The following is a 15,851-nucleotide window of genomic DNA, read 5'->3' as shown; positions in this document are numbered from 1 at the left end:
ATAAAGAAAGTCAAAAAAATAATGATGAGTTTGTCAAAAAAAGTTTTTTGAGAAAATATGAAGCAGTTGAATTTGAGTTTAAAAACATCGAAGAATACCAAGAAGTTTTAAAAAAAGTTGTTAAAAAGACAAATGAAAAAAATGTAGCTGATCATTTTTTGGTTTTGAATGAATTAAATTCAAATCGAAAGTTAATTCGTCATGATTGGTTTTCTATTCATTCTCCAGAAGCAAATCATTTTCCTGATGAATCAATCCTTTCAAAAGCTATCAATCAACCAAATGTTAATAAAATTCAATCTATATATGCTACTAAAAATCAACAGATTGATAATTTTTTATTGGATTATAAAGATACCTTGTATTGGGTAAATTACGATTCTATCAAATTGTCTGATGGACAAAATATGTATTACGGTTCGACGATTAATCTGTTTGATTTGTATAATTTTTTTACGACAGTTGATGCAACTTCGTCCAATTATATGTATGTTTTCAATAAAGATGGAATTTGTATTACGCATCCTGATGAAAAATTTATTGGGAAAAATGTTTTCAATTTTACAGATATTCAGCCAAACGATACGATAACTAGCACAATTAATTCTAATTTTTCACAAGATTTATATACGTTGAATGATGCTTCGTCCGAATTTATAAAAGATACGGATATTAAGCGTTATATAAAACCTTTACGCACCAAAAATTTTGATGGATATATTGTCGTGAATCATTTGAGTTATATCATTGATGAAAATGTAGAACGAACTAAATTTTATATAGGTTTTATTTTCTTAGGGACTGTTTTTTTAATTATAATTATCTTTTTGTTATTCAATAAAATAACATCTAAAACATACAAGGAAAAAGCGTTTGTAATTGAAGAAAAAAATAGGTTGTTAATTGAAAACGAAAAGATTAAAAACGCGAATACTCTAACGCAATTACAACAATTAAAGAATCAAATTAATCCACATTTTTTATTCAATTCGTTGAATTCTCTTTATATGTTAATTGGTTTGAACAAAGAGAATGCGCAGAAATTCACGATGAATCTTTCTAAAATTTACCGATATCTTATTGTTCCGCCAAAAGAGAATGTAGTGCTTGTAAAAAAGGAATTAGATTTTATTGCGCAATACATGGATTTGTATAAAAGTAGATTTTCGGAAGAATTGATTTTTGATTTACAAATCGAAGATTCTAAAAGCTTAGAAAAAAATATTCCCTATTTAGCATTACAGATTGTTATAGAAAACGCAATAAAACATAATATTGCTACAATTGATCAACCTTTGACTATAAATATTGTTGTGAAATCTGATTTGATTATCGTCAAAAATACTTTTCAGAAAAAAAATAAAGCAACAGAAAATGAGAAATTTGGTTTAAACTATTTACAAAAAATCTATCATTTTTATCAAGTTGATAATTTCTCAACAAAAGTAGAAAATGAAGATTTTATTTGTTTTTTACCTTATATCGAACCAAAATATCCATTCACTCCAAAAAACTAGCCACTCACTCCAAAAAACTATTATTATAAGAAAACTGCGCTTAAGTTTATGCCATAATTAATGATAATTTAATGTTCGAATGAGTCATAATAAGGAAAGAAAGAATTATAAATTAGCACTATATCTTGGTTTGGCAATGTCTTCGGCTGTTGTTTACGGACAAAAAAAAGAGGATAAAAAAGCTGAAAAAGATAAAACAGAGAAAAAGGATTCTACTGTAACGAAAGTTAAAAAAATAGATGAATTAATCAAGAAAGGAAGCTACAAGAAAGGATTGTTTAATACCATTCAAGTAAAAACTGATATCTATTTCGAGATTCCAGATAGTTTATTTGGACGTCAATTTTTGGTGGTGAATAAATTGTCTCAAGTTCCGATGGAAGTAAATGAAGCGGGCTTGAATAAAGGAATGAATTACGAAAACAAAGTAATTTCTTTTTATCACGATAAAGTAGCTAAAAAAGTGTGGGTAAAAACAATTGTTCCACAAGTTTCTTCGCCTAAAAATGACGCAATCACAGCTTCTGTAAAAGATAATTTCTCAGAATCGATTATTGAGGTTTTTGATATAGAAGCTCAAAACAACGATTCGACAGCTGTTGCGATTAAAGTGAACAAAATTTTTGATGGAAATCAAAAAAGTTTTAATGATGTATTAACGAACATAGGTTTAGGAGGTTCGGTAAAGGCAAATCTATCGTATGTGGAAAATGTGAAAACGTTTCCAGAAAACATTGTGGTTAAGTCTCAATTAACGACAAGCGTGAATGAAGGAGGGGTAGATTTGGCCGTTACCTTAGGTGTTACAAGTAATATTGTTTTACTTTCGACAACTCCTATGCAACCTAGGTTAGCAGATAATCGTGTGGGATATTTCACAGAAAAACATTGGTTTTTTAATGATGCTCAACACAAAATGGAAGATCAACGCTTTATTACAAAATGGCGTTTGGAACCAAAAGATGAGGATAAAGAAAAATATCTAAAAGGTGAATTAGTAGAACCTAAGAAACCAATTATTTATTACATCGATCCTTCGACACCAAAACAATGGCGTCAAAAAATTATTGCAGGTGTACACGATTGGCAAGTTGCTTTTGAGCAAGCTGGTTTCAAAAATGCAATTATCGCAAAAGAACCAACTGCTGATGACAAAGATTTTGATATTGACGATGTACGTTATTCGGTAATTACGTATGCAGCTTCTCCAAAATCGAATGCAATGGGACCTTCTGTTGTTGATCCGCGTAGTGGAGAAATTTTAGAGGCTGATATTATTTGGTGGCACAATGTAATGACTTCTTTGCATGATTGGATGCGTATTCAAACTGGTCCAATTGATCCAAAAGCAAGAGGAAATAAATTTAGTGACGAACATATGGGAGAAGCAATTCGATTTGTATCTTCTCACGAAGTTGGTCATACATTTGGTCTGAAACATAATATGGGTGCATCTTTTTCTTATCCAGTAGAATCTTTACGTTCGAGAGAATTTACGGATAAAATGGGTGGAACTGCACCATCTATTATGGATTATGCGCGTTACAATTATGTGGCACAGCCAGAAGATGGTGTTACAGCGATTACACCAAAAATCGGTTTGTATGATAAATATGCAATCGAATGGGGATATCGTTGGTTTCCAAATCAAGAAACGGAGAAAGCTTCACTTCGTAAAATGATTGAAAAACACGAAGATGATCCAATGTATTTCTATGGTGAACAACAAAGCTATTTAAGTACAATTGATCCGCGTTCTCAATCAGAAGATTTAGGTGATGATGCTGTTTTGGCTAGTGAATATGGTATGAAAAATCTTAAACGTGTTTCAGAAAATATTTTGAAATGGACGTACGAAGATGGGAAAAGCTATATCAATACAGGAAAATTATATTACCAAACTATCGGACAATGGGATTTATATTCAAATCATGTTTTAGCAAATGTTGGTGGAATTTATTTGAATAATACATATTTCGGAATTGATAAAAAGGCATACGAACCAGTTCCTGCGGATATGCAACGCAAAGCGGTTAATTATTTAAACGAAAATGTTATTCAATTACCAAAATGGTTATTCTTCAATGATATTTTAGATAAAACGTATGCAATCAAAAATTCGCCAATGGGACCATACGAGCAAACACCGTACACATTAGCGAGAGAAATGCAATATGGATTGATTTATAATTTATTTACCGACGATCGTTTATTGCGCTTGTTAGAAAATGAATTGAAACACCAAGAATTAAATTCAAACGAAAAAATATATACAGTTGAAAATTTATTTGATCAAGTAAGAAGTGCAGCTTTTGATAAAAAGTCAAACTTAACAATTCTTGAAAAAATGACTCAAAAAAATTATGTTGATGCATTAATTGTTTCAACAAACAAATTATTTGAGAAAACAACTGTTGCGGGACTTACAATTGACCAAAACCTACAAGTACCAACTATCTGTAATTATTTAGACGAAGAAAAAATGGCGCGTAATATCAACTATTCTTCTATGAAAAGAGTGTCGGAAGTGACAACCTATAAAAGAGCAGAATTACAACGCGTGTTGACTTTGTTAAACAAGAAAAAGAATAATGGAGATGCGTCTACAAAAGCGCATTATGCTGATTTAATCATCCGTATTAAAGAAGCTTTAAAGTAAGATATAGAAATGAAAAAGACACTCATTCTTTTGCCACTTTTTGCGGCAAGTATTGCGTTTTCTCAAGAAAAGAGAGTGATTACAGGTTCGGTTCAAGACGAAAAATCGTTGGTTGGAATTGCTGGTGCGTCTGTTAAAATTGAAGCTCAATCAATTTCGACAAAAACAGATCAAAAAGGAATTATAGAAAGTGTAACGGTTGGTACTGTTACAGATGAAGATGGTTTCTTTTCATTAGAAGTTCCTGCAGGTACAAAATCTGTATTGATTAGTTATTTAGGCTATGATTCTAAATTAGTTGAACTTTCTACAGATTTAGCAACATATCATGTAAGCTTAAAATCAACTTCAGGTGAAGTTCTTCCAGAAAATAATGATCTAAAAGAAGTTGTTGTTACAGGTTATCAAAAAATTGAAAAACGTAAACTAACATCGGCAGTATCAACTGTAAAAATGGATGACATTCAACAAGCTGGTGTTGCTAGTGTTGACCAATTGTTAAGCGGACAAATTGCTGGTGTAGCTGTTTCTACAGAAACTGGTTCGCCTGGTTCGCCAAGTAAAATTAGGATTCGCGGTACTGCTTCTCTTTCAGGTCCACAAGATCCGTTATGGGTGATTGATGGTTTACCATTAGAAGGAAATGATGTACCAAACTTTAGTGATAAAGATAACATCGATCAATTGCAAAACTTTTCTATCGCTGGTTTAAATCCAAACGATATCGAAGATATTACAATCCTTAAAGATGCTGCTGCAACGGCTATTTATGGAGCAAGAGCTGCAAATGGTGTAATTTCGATTACAACAAAACGTGGTAAAAAAGGCGCTATGACGGTTAATTTTTCTGCGAATACATTTGTGACAGCTCGTCCAGATTTTGGTCGTTTAAATTTATTAAATGCTTCACAGAAAGTTGATCTTGAATTAATGCTTGCTAGTCGCGATGATTTAACGTATCGTACTGATAAAGGTGAAGTGATGCGAATTTTGCAAAAGAATGGTCAATTAAATGCTTTACGTAATGGAGGATTTAATTCTTTAGATCTTATCACGCAAAATCAAATTAATTCTTTACGAAATAACACAACCGATTGGGGAAAATTATTGTACCGTAATGCAATTAATACACAATATGGTTTGAGTATTTCAGGAGGAAATGATCGTTCTGATTATTACTTCTCATTAGGATATTATGATGAGCAAGGAACAACGATCGGAACTGGTTTTGAACGTTATAATCTTACTTTAAAAAACAATTATAAACTTAACGATAAATTAGATGTAGGGATTTCTATTTTTGCAACTTCAAGTGATAAAAAATCTTTTGTAACAGATGCAGATGCGTCTATCAATCCAATTAATTATTCACGAAATGCGAATCCATATTTATCTCCATTTAATGCAGATGGTTCTTATCGTTATGACAACGATATTGATGGATTTGAAGATCGTTCTGTTCCATTCAATTTTATTGAAGAAAGAGAAAATACGAATTATACATTAAAAAATCGTTCGTTAAAAGGTATTATTGATCTTAATTATCAATTAGCAAAAGGTTTAAAATTAACTTCTCAATTCGGAATTCAATACGATAGTAACAAAACAGAAAAATACGCAGAACAAGAAACTTATTTTACGCGTAAAATGAAAGAAGGAACGCGTTATTATAAATCTGGACAATATTTGTATTTCTTACCAGACGGAGGTGTTAAACAAAATTGGGACAACGAATTTTTTCAATATAACTGGAAGCTTCAAGGTACATATAGTACAACGATTAACAATCGTCACGAAATTGACTTGATGGCTGGAACAGAAATTCGTCATACACAAAACGAAACGACTTTAACGCGTGCTTTTGGTTACAATAAAATAACTAAAACAGGAACGCCAATCGTTTTCCCAAATTCAAGTTTTGCATCAGATAAACGTTACGAAACGTACAGAGAAATGCCTACGGATGAGAATGCTTATGTATCTACATTTGCAACCGCTTCGTATACATTAGACAGAAAATATACAGTTTTTGGTAGTGTACGTTATGATGGTACAAATTTATTCGGAGTTAATAAAAAATATAAATATTTACCAATTTGGGCAGTTTCTGCTTCTTGGTTAGTTTCAAAAGAGTCGTTTATGGAGAATGTTGACTTCATTTCGAATCTTCGTTTACGCGCTTCTTATGGTTTACAAGGAAATATTGATCGTAATACTTCACCTTTCTTTATTGGAGATTATAACGATGCAACAATTTTACCAGGTAATAAAGAAGACATTATCAATGCGATTAATTTACCAAATGATTTGTTGCGTTGGGAAAAAACAACGAATACAAATGTTGGGTTAGATTTAGGTCTTTTCAAAAATCGTATCAACCTTGCTGTTGATGTTTACAATCGTAAAGGAACAGATATGATTAGTATGCGCGAAACGCCATTAGAAACAGGTTTTGAATATACAATGGTGAATTGGGGAGAATTGACAAACAAAGGTTTTGAGATTGCTTTAACAACACGCAACATTGATAAGAAAAACTTTAAATGGTCGACAACAATTAATTTTGCGCACAATAAAAGTAAAGTTCTTAAAGAGCAACAACGTGAAAATAGTTTAGTTCCATCTCGAGAAGGTTTACCTGTCAATGCAATTTTTGCTTTAAAAACAGCTGGATTTGATAAATACGGAAATCCAATGTTCTGGAAAGGAGATGAAAAAGTTTCTGCAAAAGAATTCTTTGCTTTATATGATTTATACGAAGACTTTTTACCAGGAGAAATTGTTGATTCTAAATTAACAAGTGAAGAGAAACGTAAATTATTTACATACATTGGAGATCGCGATCCTAAATTTACAGGTGGTATTATCAATAATTTCAAAATTCACAATTTTGATTTAACGATTTCTGCAGCGTTCAATTTAAAACAAACGGTAATGAAAACGCCTTCTTATCGTGGAATGGAATTGGATCCAGGTCGTAATTATACACAAGATATTTTCGAGGCAGGTTCTACACTTCCAGGAATTACAAGTCCAATTAAAGGCGATAACGATAGCTGGATGGCGAACAAATGGTTTGCAGGAAACAATGCAAATGCGTACAATTTATTAGACATTTGGGCGAAAGAAATTAGTTATATGCGTATCAGTAGCATTCGTCTTGGTTATACTTTACCAAACAAATATGCTGAGGTTGTCGGTTTCAAAAGTGCTCGTTTTAGTTTAGAAGGACGTAATTTATTTGTATTTAGTAATGGATACAAAGGTTATTTTGATCCAGAAACTTATGGAAATATTTATGCACAACCAATTGCTAAATCTGTAACAGTAGGACTTAATGTTTCTTTCTAAATTTTAAATCAAATGAAAAAAATATTTTTATTATTAAGCATAGTTGCAGTTAGCTTTACAGCAGTTAGTTGTGACAATTATTTGGATATTGAACCAGATGGAAAAGTGATTCCAAAAACGGTAGAAGATTATCGAATGGTATTAACAAATGCTTATTCAAAATATCCAACACACAAGTCGTTGACAGCTTTACGCACGGATGAGGTTACATTGAATGAATATTCAAATGACTTTATTTCGTACCGTGAAATTGCACAATGGAAGGATACAAATCCAGATCAAATCTCAATTCAATTTCCTTGGGTTAGTTTTTATACAGTGATTTTTTATGCCAATCAAATCATCAACGAAGGACCAAAAACAATGGAAAACTCAGCTGAAAAAGATCAATTATTAGCAGAAGCTTATGCGTTACGTGCGTATGCGTATTTTGATTTGGTGAATTTATATGGAAAACCATATAATTCGGCAACAGCAAGTACAGACAAAGGTGTTCCTTTAAATTTAAAAGTAGATTTAGAAGCAACGCTTAAACCTTCATCTGTTCAAGAAGTTTATAATCATATTGAGTCTGATTTAGCGCAAGCAACAAAGTTGATGAAAATGGATCAGCAATTAGCTGGATTAAATTATAGATTCTCAAATGCAGCTTTAAATGCTTTAGAAGCAAGAATCGCTTTGTATAAAAATGAATGGCAAAAAGCAATTGATTTTTCTGATTCAACACTAAAAATCAAAGGTGATTTAGTAAATTTGAACACAACAAAACAAGTTCCAAATCATTACACATCTGCCGAATCTATTTTAGCTTTAGACAATACATTGAATCCCGCTGTACAATATATGGCTTATGTCTCGCCAGAATTATTAAGCAGTTATGATACTCAAAATGATTTACGTTTTCCTCTTTATTTTGAGAAAAGTGGATCAAAATATAAAGTGATCAAAGGTGGAAATTCAGAGTTCAAAACGTCTTTCCGTGTAGCTGAATTATATTTTATCAAAGCGGAGTCATATTTGAAATTAAACAAGCTAGATCAAGCAAAAGCAACTTTATTTTCGGTTTTACAAAATCGTTATACAACAGCTGGTTTTGCAAAATTACAAACTGAAATTTCTGCGATGAATTCTACTGAATTGATGAAGTTTATTTTAGATGAACGTTTCAGAGAATTTGCGTTGGAAGGACAGCGTTGGTATGATTTACGTCGAGCAAATCAAAAACAAATTATACATCAAATTTCGGGTAAAGAGTATATTTTACAAGAAAATGATGTTCGTTATACAATAGAAATTCCACAAGCAGCTAAGCTCAATAATCCTCATTTATAACATTTTTAGACCGTCTTTATTCATCATTTAGACGGTTTTTTTATACTTTTGCATTCATGAAAATTGCAATTGTAGAGGACGAACTATTGGCGGTTACTTATCTAAAAAATCTGTTAGAGGAGCAATCTATTGTTGCTATTTCTTCGATTACAATTTTGCGTTCAACAAAGCAAGCAACAGAGTTTTTTAGAGAAAATTCGGTTGATTTAATCTTCATGGATATTCATTTGGGTGATGGGAAAAGTTTCGAGATTTTTCAGGAAGTTGAGATTCTAACGCCAATTATTTTTATCACAGCTTATGATGAATATGCGATGAAAGTTTTCAAGCATTTTACAATTGATTATATTCTGAAACCCTTTGAAGTAGAGGAGTTGCATATTGCATTGCAAAAATTTAAAACAATTCGTACAAGTTTTGATATTTCGCCAACATTACAATCTATTGCTGTTTTAGAAAATTCTCCGTCCGAGATTATGCATCGTTTTTTGGTAACTAACGGAAATAAATTACGTTCGGTAGAAGAACACGAGATTGCTTATTTTTTTGCTTCGGGAAAACATCTTTTTATAAAAACGAAAGATGATCAAACCTATATTTATGATGACACAATAAAGGATATTATAAATAAATTGGATGAGACTATTTTCTTCAAAATCAATCGAAAGTTTATTGTTCACATTGATGCAATTATTGAAATAATAAAACATTCAAGTCAAAAAATTGAAATTCATCTTCAACCAAAATCAGAAGCTGAACAAGCTATTTTTATTAGTAAAACACAGATTAATAGTTGGATGGATTGGATGAATAGATAAAAAAAATCTCGCATTTTTGAGATTTTTGTTTTCACTCAATTCGTTCTAATAAATACCAATTATCTTTGAATTTTTGAGAGATTTTATATTCATTTTGAAAATTCATAACTATTTTTATTCTCTAGACTTTTAGTGTAAAATAGTTTATTATAGTTACTTAATCTATATGTTTTAGTTTCAAGTTTTTTATTAAAATAGAAGCCAAGAATTTGATTGTTCTTATAAATTTCTAAACAAAAAAATCCCTCAATTTCTTGAAGGATTTAAATATTATTTGATCGAAAAATTAATTACAACCATTCGTCATCATCTTCTGAATCTTCTAATTCAGCATCGATGAATTGAATATAAAATGCAACAATTTCTCCTTTTTCATTGTAACCAAAGTAAGCAGGGTAGATTCCTTCTCCAAAACCAGCTTGAAAAATTGGCGATTTGAATTCTGTATTTGGAATTGTCCAATTGATCCAATCTCCTTCTTCTGACTGATATTTTGGGTTATTTTTAGCGTTCTCTACGAATAATGCATTGAAATAATCATCGTATAAATTTACATCACCTTTGCTTTCGAATTCATCAATAAATTTTACAAAAGAATCTTTTGCTTCTGCATCAACAATTGTAGCTAAACCACTTTCGATAGAAAAACCAAAATATTCTCCTTCTTGTAATTCGTCAATCAACTCAATCCCTTTCATTGCTTCTTCGTAACGAACAGGTTTTTCGTTTGTAAAAGCAACTTTGATACAACCAATCAAATTCTCAACGTCACCATCGTCTTCAAATTTTACGATGCTTGCAGTTACAGGAAAATTACCTTTTGGCGTTTCAAGGAAATAAGGATCTTTATCCATTGATAAATATTCTCCCAAAGGATCATTTACAAAGATTTTACCTGATGGTAAAGAAACTTCTCCCATTTCGATTTGGTCGATTTCTACACCTCCAATTTCTTTATCTGTAAAATATTTTTCTAAATCATTAGGAGCTAAAGTGAATTCTCTTTTAGATTCCCAAGTTTTTAACCATTCTGCTGTTGGTTGCATAAATTATTGTTTTTAAGTGGTACAAAATTACATTAAATAATGAGAGTAACTCAACTTTTATATGTTAGTGAAAAATTAAATTATCTTAATTTTTTTCTCAATTCGTTCTTATCAATATCATATTCTAAATGCATGATCGAAATTAAATCATCTTCAGAAAGTAAATTGTTTTTGTAATATTGAATTAAAAATGATTCGATTTTAGAAAATTCATTTAACGATTTTTGTAAAAAATAAGCTTCAACAAATTGATTATCTTTTGTTTTTAATGTAATCAAATTACTAATTCCGTGCGAACCTTCTGGATTTTCGAACTCACCAAATTCCTTTACAGCTTTTCCTTTGTAATCTTCATTATCAATGACAATAGAAAACAAATCGTTGATTGAAAAAGTTTGATCCTTTACAGAAATTGTATCTTTTGTAAATGTCAATTTTCCATCAAAATTACCTTTCAATTCTGCCGAAGGTCGCTTAAAATAACCATTCCAATAAGCAACAGCTGTTGCTAAAAGCCCAATAAAAATGTAATAATACGTTTGATTTTTGAACACTTTCAGTTCCAAAAACACAAAACTAATTACAGTAACGGCGAGAAATGATAAGATGACTTTTGCAATCTGTTTATTATTTTTTTTAGGTTTTTCTGGTACAAAAATTTCAAAACTATAACTATCCATGTGCTATTTCTTTACGAACTCTACTTAAACTTTCGGGTGTGATGCCTAAATATGAAGCGATCATCCATTGCGGTATGCGAGAGAGTTGGTTGGGATAAAGACGCATAAATTCTAAATAACGAGTCTTTGCAGATGCACCAAGTAACAAATTAATACGATCTTGTAAACTACGCACATGATTTTGAATTAATTTATTTTGAGCAGCTAAATAATTTGGATTTAATCGAGTGATTAAATCATTCAATTTTTCATTCAATAAAATAACGGTAGAATCTTCTATTGCTTGAATATAAAATTTTGATTGTTGCTTACAAAAAGCACTATTTCTATCACTTACAATCCAATTTTCTGTACCAAATTGCAAGACATGTTCTTTTCCATTTTCATCTATTGTATAAGAACGAATAACGCCAGATTCAACAAAAAAATAATCTTCGGAATATTCGCCAGGTTCTAAAATAAATTCATTCTTTTTGATGTGTTTTACCACCAAAAATTTTTCAATTTCTGCCCATTGTTCTTCTGTCAGATCAATAATATTTGATAAATGTTTTTTATAATTTTCCATATGTATAGGAGTATGCAACAAATTTAAGAGAAATTAATCAATAAAATTGTATCAATATTTGTTACAATTAAAAAATTTGTACTAAATTTGTCCCATCGATATAGAGAAATGAATAATTTAAGATTTGCAACGGCGATTCATATTTTAGTTTTGACTGAAAAATTCAAGGGACAATTAATAACTTCTGATTTTATTGCGGGAAGTATTAATGTGAATCCTGTTGTGGTTCGTCGTGAGATTAAATTCTTGAAAGAAGCAGGTTTCATCGATTCGAAAAAAGGGAAAGAAGGAGGAATTTACTTAGTTAAAGATTCTGCTGATATTTTGTTAGGCGATGTCTATAAAATTGTCAATCAAGAAAATGTTTTTGGAAGAATGAATCATACCAATCCAGAATGTCCAGTTGGTAAACAAATGAATAACAATCTTGAAAAATTATTTTATGATGCTGAATCAGAGTTGATTAAGTCGTTAAATCATAAAACTTTAAAGCAATTTTGTGATGAATTTCAGTAAAATTTTTTATCTTTAAATGTAACAAAATTAATTACAATATAAAATTAAATAAAATGAGAGTAGCAGTAATTGGAGCAACAGGTTTTGTAGGCTCACATATTGTAGAAGAATTGGTAAACAGAAATCAATCTATCAAAGCATTTGCGCGAAATACAGACAACGTTTTGGATAGTAAAAACGTAGCTAAAGTGGCATTAGATGTAAACGATGTGCAAGCTTTGGCGACAGATTTGAAAGGTGCTGATGTGGTTGTAAGTGCTTTTAATGCAGGTTGGACAAATCCAAATATTTATGAAGATTATTTGAAAGGCGCAAAAGCAATTGAAGAAGCAACTAAATTGGCTGGTGTAAAACGTTTGATTGTTGTTGGTGGAGCGGGAAGTCTGTATGTGAATGATAAAAAAGAACTGCAAATTGTAGACGCGCCAGATTTTCCTGAGCAAATAAAACAAGGCGCTTTGGCTGCGAGAGATTATTATAATATCTTGAAACAAGATAATGAGTTGGATTGGACAATGTTTTCTCCAGCGCCAGAAATGCATCAAGGAACTTCTGGAGAGCGAAAAGGTACGTATCGTTTAGGGAATGATGTACCTGTTTTCAATGCAGAAGGTCGTAGTATTTTGTCTGTGGAAGATGTTGCAGTGGTGATTGCAGATGAAATTGAAAATGCCAATCATATAAAAAGTAGATTTACAGCAGCTTATTAAGGTGTTTGAATAAATTTATAATAAAATTATTTTTATAGGACAATTTTTTGTTTTTGGTACGGTTTGTGAAAAACAGATAGCAAATACAAGAATAATGAAATTGTCAATCGCAATAGGATGTTTAATTCTAAGTTTAGGATTTGTTCTAATATGCTCTTTTCTAAATCTTGGTGTATTTTTTAATCAACTGCTTGGAGTAGTTTTTCTGTTCTGTAGTTTGTTTATGGGGTATTTAGGTTTTGTCAATTTATTTGATTACCTAAATCACTCAAGATTAGTAAATAAAGGAGTAAAAGTAAAAGCACATATTATTGAAATAAAAAGAGGTTTATTAGGAGAAAATCATTTGCCAGACTATATAGTTGAAGTTTTTTATAAACATCCAAATACTGAAAAAATTTATTATACAGAATTTGAATATTTTGGAGATGTTAACGCAAGTGAGAATCTAAAAAAAGGAAAAGAGGTTGATATTTTAATCGATCCTCAAAATCCAGAAAATATTTATTATAAAAATGTAATTTAAAAAGGCTGTCCTAACAAATAAGACAGCCTTTATTATTTTTATTCGGATAAAAACTATTGTTTGATATACGTTTTATTTCCATTGTCATTGATGTAGTATTTTCCACCTTTTGGTCCTACATAAACTTTGTGCCCATTGTAAGTACCTGCAGTGGTAGTTTTAGCTACAGTCGTTTTCTCCACTTTTTTTTCTGAAACTACTTTTTTATCAGTTGTACCTTTAGGGGTAACTTCAGTTTTCTTAGTTGTGGTTACTTTTACATCCTTTTTAGCATCTGTTCCTTTTTTATCTGCTGATGCTTTAGTTGTTGTTTTTACTGTTTCTGTCTTAGTTGCTTTTGTTGGAGTTTTTGTTTGAGCAAATGCTACAGTAGATCCAGTAAATGCAAATAAGCTAAGCGCGATAGCTGTTTTTTTAATTAAATTCATAGTGATTTTGTTTTGAATTGTTATTTATATTCAGTTAAAATTTCTATTCAATATTAAACAAATTATCATCCAAAACAATCAGAATAAACTTAAGATTAGCTTAAGAAAAATTATTTTAAATGATCTAATAACATTTCTGCTGTAGCTGGGTTTGTAGCTAATGGAATATTGTGTACATCACACAGTCTCAATAACATATTTACATCTGGTTCGTGCGGATGTTTTCCCATCGGATCTCTAAAAAAGAAAACCATATCTGTTTTTCCTTCTACAACTCGAGCAGCAATTTGCGCATCACCGCCAAGAGGACCAGATAGATAGCGCGTAACTTTTAGTCCAGTTTGTTCTGCATACTTTCCTGTAGTTCCTGTTGCGATAAATGTGATATTATTTTTGTTAAGAGCTTCTCTATGCTTCATTAAAAAGTTGACCATTTCAGCTTTTTTTCCATCATGAGCGATCAATGCTATTTCCATATATTTTTTCTATTTAATCTAAAATCTTACTTTTGTACAAAGTTAGCAGAACAATCTTAAATAACGAGTTGTTTTCAGAATTATAAATAGTATACGACTATGAAATTTAATTTATTAACGGTAAAAGAAATTGTAAAATTAACGGCTGATGCTGTTCAAATTTCGTTTGATGTTCCTGAGGAATTACACGAAGAATACAATTTTTTACCTGGACAATATATCACTCTTAATATTAATGGAGAACGAAGAGATTATTCTTTGTGCGAATCTCCTAAAGATAAAAAATGGAGCATTGGTGTTAAATCTCAACCAAATGGAAAGATTTCTTCTTATTTAGCAAATGAGTTAAAAGTTGGTGATCAATTGGAAGTTTCTACGCCAAGTGGACGTTTTACAATTCCTACAAAACCAAATGAAAAACGTACGTTATTAGCTTTTACAGCGGGTAGTGGAATCACGCCAATTATGAGTATGTTAGAGTTTACGTTGCAGACTGAAGAGTGGGTAAATTTTCATATTTTTTATGTGAATAGAGACGAAAACTCAATCATGTTCAAAGAGCGTTTGACAGAATTGAAACAAAAATATCCAAACAATGTTTTTATTCATCATTTCTATACACGTCAAGATCAGGAGAATTTCATTTACAATGGACGAATTGATGAGAAGAAATTTGATTTAATCTTGAATCAAATTATTGATATCAACGAAGTAGATGAAGCAATGGTTTGTGGACCAGAACAAATGATTTTGACTTTAGCGAAGAAAATCAACGAAGCTGGAATTATCGAGAAACATATTCATTTCGAAATGTTTAATCCTTCAGTGAAAACAGAAGATATTTTTACAAAACATGACGAAGGACCTCAAACGGTTCAAGTTACTGTAACGCTTGATGGCGAAACTTCTGAAGTGACTTGGGATAGAGGAAAAAACTTGATTGATACAATGTTAGACGCTGGTATTGATGCGCCTTACTCGTGTAAAGGTGGTGTTTGTTCGTCTTGCATGTGTAAGATAACAGAAGGCGAAGTGCATATTGGAGACAACTATGTATTAACGGATTCTGATTACGAAGAAGGAATGACGTTAGCGTGTATTTCTCGTCCAAAAACAGCTACTTTAGCAATTGATTTTGATGAAGTTTAAGTTTAAGAACAATATATTTTAAATCAAAAAGGCGAGCTGAATTCAGCTCGCCTTTTTGATTTATATTTGTTCGCT

Annotated in this window: 14 protein-coding genes; 9 read left to right on the top strand and 5 right to left on the bottom strand. The window is 31.1% G+C overall.

Going from position 1 to position 15,851, the window contains the following annotated elements; translation table 11 throughout:
• The first annotated feature begins 47 nt into the window (after window positions 1-47).
• The 5 genes from HXZ74_RS02290 to HXZ74_RS02270 all read left to right on the top strand — a co-directional run bounded on the left by HXZ74_RS02290 (window position 48) and on the right by HXZ74_RS02270 (window position 9,677).
• Entirely contained in the window at window positions 48-1,517 is a 1,470-nt protein-coding gene (locus tag HXZ74_RS02290) for a histidine kinase (RefSeq protein WP_286473633.1), read from the top strand.
• Window positions 1,518-1,596: 79 nt separating this feature from the next.
• Window positions 1,597-4,176, top strand: coding sequence for a zinc-dependent metalloprotease (locus HXZ74_RS02285; RefSeq protein WP_115000287.1), 2,580 nt, complete (start codon window positions 1,597-1,599; stop codon window positions 4,174-4,176).
• Between the two features lie 9 nt (window positions 4,177-4,185).
• Window positions 4,186-7,527 (top strand): SusC/RagA family TonB-linked outer membrane protein, encoded by a 3,342-nt coding sequence (locus HXZ74_RS02280; RefSeq protein WP_286473630.1) that lies wholly within the window; start codon window positions 4,186-4,188, stop codon window positions 7,525-7,527.
• Between the two features lie 12 nt (window positions 7,528-7,539).
• Entirely contained in the window at window positions 7,540-8,859 is a 1,320-nt protein-coding gene (locus HXZ74_RS02275; protein ID WP_286473627.1) for a RagB/SusD family nutrient uptake outer membrane protein, read from the top strand.
• A gap of 56 nt (window positions 8,860-8,915) precedes the next feature.
• Entirely contained in the window at window positions 8,916-9,677 is a 762-nt protein-coding gene (locus tag HXZ74_RS02270) for a LytR/AlgR family response regulator transcription factor (protein WP_280061470.1), read from the top strand.
• A gap of 290 nt (window positions 9,678-9,967) precedes the next feature.
• Here the strand turns inward: HXZ74_RS02270 and HXZ74_RS02265 are convergent, their stop codons facing one another.
• From HXZ74_RS02265 to HXZ74_RS02255, 3 genes are all read right to left on the bottom strand, one after another.
• Entirely contained in the window at window positions 9,968-10,723 is a 756-nt protein-coding gene (locus HXZ74_RS02265; protein WP_038335748.1) for a DUF4241 domain-containing protein, read from the bottom strand.
• 80 nt (window positions 10,724-10,803) lie between these two features.
• Window positions 10,804-11,403: a hypothetical protein gene (locus HXZ74_RS02260; RefSeq protein WP_038335749.1), complete on the bottom strand. Its 600-nt coding sequence runs from the start codon at window positions 11,401-11,403 to the stop codon at window positions 10,804-10,806.
• A complete protein-coding gene (locus HXZ74_RS02255; RefSeq protein ID WP_038335750.1) occupies window positions 11,396-11,971 on the bottom strand; it encodes a Crp/Fnr family transcriptional regulator in 576 nt (191 codons plus the stop codon). The genes HXZ74_RS02260 and HXZ74_RS02255 overlap by 8 nt, the downstream gene beginning before the upstream one ends.
• Before the next feature lie 108 nt (window positions 11,972-12,079).
• On the opposite strand from HXZ74_RS02255, the gene HXZ74_RS02250 reads away from it, so the two are divergent.
• The 3 genes from HXZ74_RS02250 to HXZ74_RS02240 all read left to right on the top strand — a co-directional run bounded on the left by HXZ74_RS02250 (window position 12,080) and on the right by HXZ74_RS02240 (window position 13,723).
• The gene (locus tag HXZ74_RS02250) at window positions 12,080-12,487 is read left to right on the top strand and encodes an RrF2 family transcriptional regulator (protein ID WP_286473625.1); all 408 of its coding nucleotides are present in this window, start codon (window positions 12,080-12,082) and stop codon (window positions 12,485-12,487) included.
• 53 nt (window positions 12,488-12,540) lie between these two features.
• Window positions 12,541-13,197 carry an NAD(P)-dependent oxidoreductase gene (locus tag HXZ74_RS02245; protein ID WP_038335757.1) on the top strand — a complete coding sequence of 219 codons (657 nt, stop codon included), beginning with the start codon at window positions 12,541-12,543 and terminating at the stop codon, window positions 13,195-13,197.
• Window positions 13,198-13,291: 94 nt separating this feature from the next.
• The gene (locus HXZ74_RS02240) at window positions 13,292-13,723 is read left to right on the top strand and encodes a DUF3592 domain-containing protein (RefSeq protein ID WP_152606146.1); all 432 of its coding nucleotides are present in this window, start codon (window positions 13,292-13,294) and stop codon (window positions 13,721-13,723) included.
• 53 nt (window positions 13,724-13,776) lie between these two features.
• On the opposite strand, the gene HXZ74_RS02235 is transcribed toward HXZ74_RS02240, so the two are convergent.
• Both HXZ74_RS02235 and HXZ74_RS02230 read right to left on the bottom strand, forming a co-directional pair.
• Complete coding sequence (locus tag HXZ74_RS02235; RefSeq protein WP_286473623.1) at window positions 13,777-14,151, bottom strand: hypothetical protein; 375 nt, start codon at window positions 14,149-14,151, stop codon at window positions 13,777-13,779.
• 110 nt (window positions 14,152-14,261) lie between these two features.
• Entirely contained in the window at window positions 14,262-14,627 is a 366-nt protein-coding gene (locus HXZ74_RS02230) for a methylglyoxal synthase (protein ID WP_286473621.1), read from the bottom strand.
• Window positions 14,628-14,726: 99 nt separating this feature from the next.
• On the opposite strand from HXZ74_RS02230, the gene HXZ74_RS02225 reads away from it, so the two are divergent.
• Entirely contained in the window at window positions 14,727-15,776 is a 1,050-nt protein-coding gene (locus HXZ74_RS02225; protein ID WP_286473620.1) for a 2Fe-2S iron-sulfur cluster-binding protein, read from the top strand.
• The last annotated feature ends 75 nt before the right edge of the window (window positions 15,777-15,851 follow it).

Origin of the sequence: Empedobacter sp. R750, from assembly GCF_030324345.1 — a bacterium.
GTDB lineage: Bacteria > Bacteroidota > Bacteroidia > Flavobacteriales > Weeksellaceae > Empedobacter > Empedobacter falsenii_C.
The sequence above is the reverse complement of the archived record's forward strand: the minus strand, read 5'-3'. Positions and strand labels throughout refer to the sequence as shown.

Bases quoted from the DNA above. Each gene is read 5' to 3' on its own strand.
- HXZ74_RS02250 (WP_286473625.1), top strand. From the start codon at position 12,080: ATGAATAATTTAAGATTTGCAACGGCGATTCATATTTTAGTTTTGACT.
- HXZ74_RS02285 (WP_115000287.1), top strand. From the start codon at position 1,597: ATGAGTCATAATAAGGAAAGAAAGAATTATAAATTAGCACTATATCTT.
- HXZ74_RS02275 (WP_286473627.1), top strand. From the start codon at position 7,540: ATGAAAAAAATATTTTTATTATTAAGCATAGTTGCAGTTAGCTTTACA.
- HXZ74_RS02235 (WP_286473623.1), bottom strand. From the start codon at position 14,151: ATGAATTTAATTAAAAAAACAGCTATCGCGCTTAGCTTATTTGCATTT.
- HXZ74_RS02245 (WP_038335757.1), top strand. From the start codon at position 12,541: ATGAGAGTAGCAGTAATTGGAGCAACAGGTTTTGTAGGCTCACATATT.
- HXZ74_RS02265 (WP_038335748.1), bottom strand. From the start codon at position 10,723: ATGCAACCAACAGCAGAATGGTTAAAAACTTGGGAATCTAAAAGAGAA.
- HXZ74_RS02230 (WP_286473621.1), bottom strand. From the start codon at position 14,627: ATGGAAATAGCATTGATCGCTCATGATGGAAAAAAAGCTGAAATGGTC.
- HXZ74_RS02255 (WP_038335750.1), bottom strand. From the start codon at position 11,971: ATGGAAAATTATAAAAAACATTTATCAAATATTATTGATCTGACAGAA.
- HXZ74_RS02225 (WP_286473620.1), top strand. From the start codon at position 14,727: ATGAAATTTAATTTATTAACGGTAAAAGAAATTGTAAAATTAACGGCT.
- HXZ74_RS02260 (WP_038335749.1), bottom strand. From the start codon at position 11,403: ATGGATAGTTATAGTTTTGAAATTTTTGTACCAGAAAAACCTAAAAAA.
- HXZ74_RS02280 (WP_286473630.1), top strand. From the start codon at position 4,186: ATGAAAAAGACACTCATTCTTTTGCCACTTTTTGCGGCAAGTATTGCG.
- HXZ74_RS02270 (WP_280061470.1), top strand. From the start codon at position 8,916: ATGAAAATTGCAATTGTAGAGGACGAACTATTGGCGGTTACTTATCTA.
- HXZ74_RS02240 (WP_152606146.1), top strand. From the start codon at position 13,292: ATGAAATTGTCAATCGCAATAGGATGTTTAATTCTAAGTTTAGGATTT.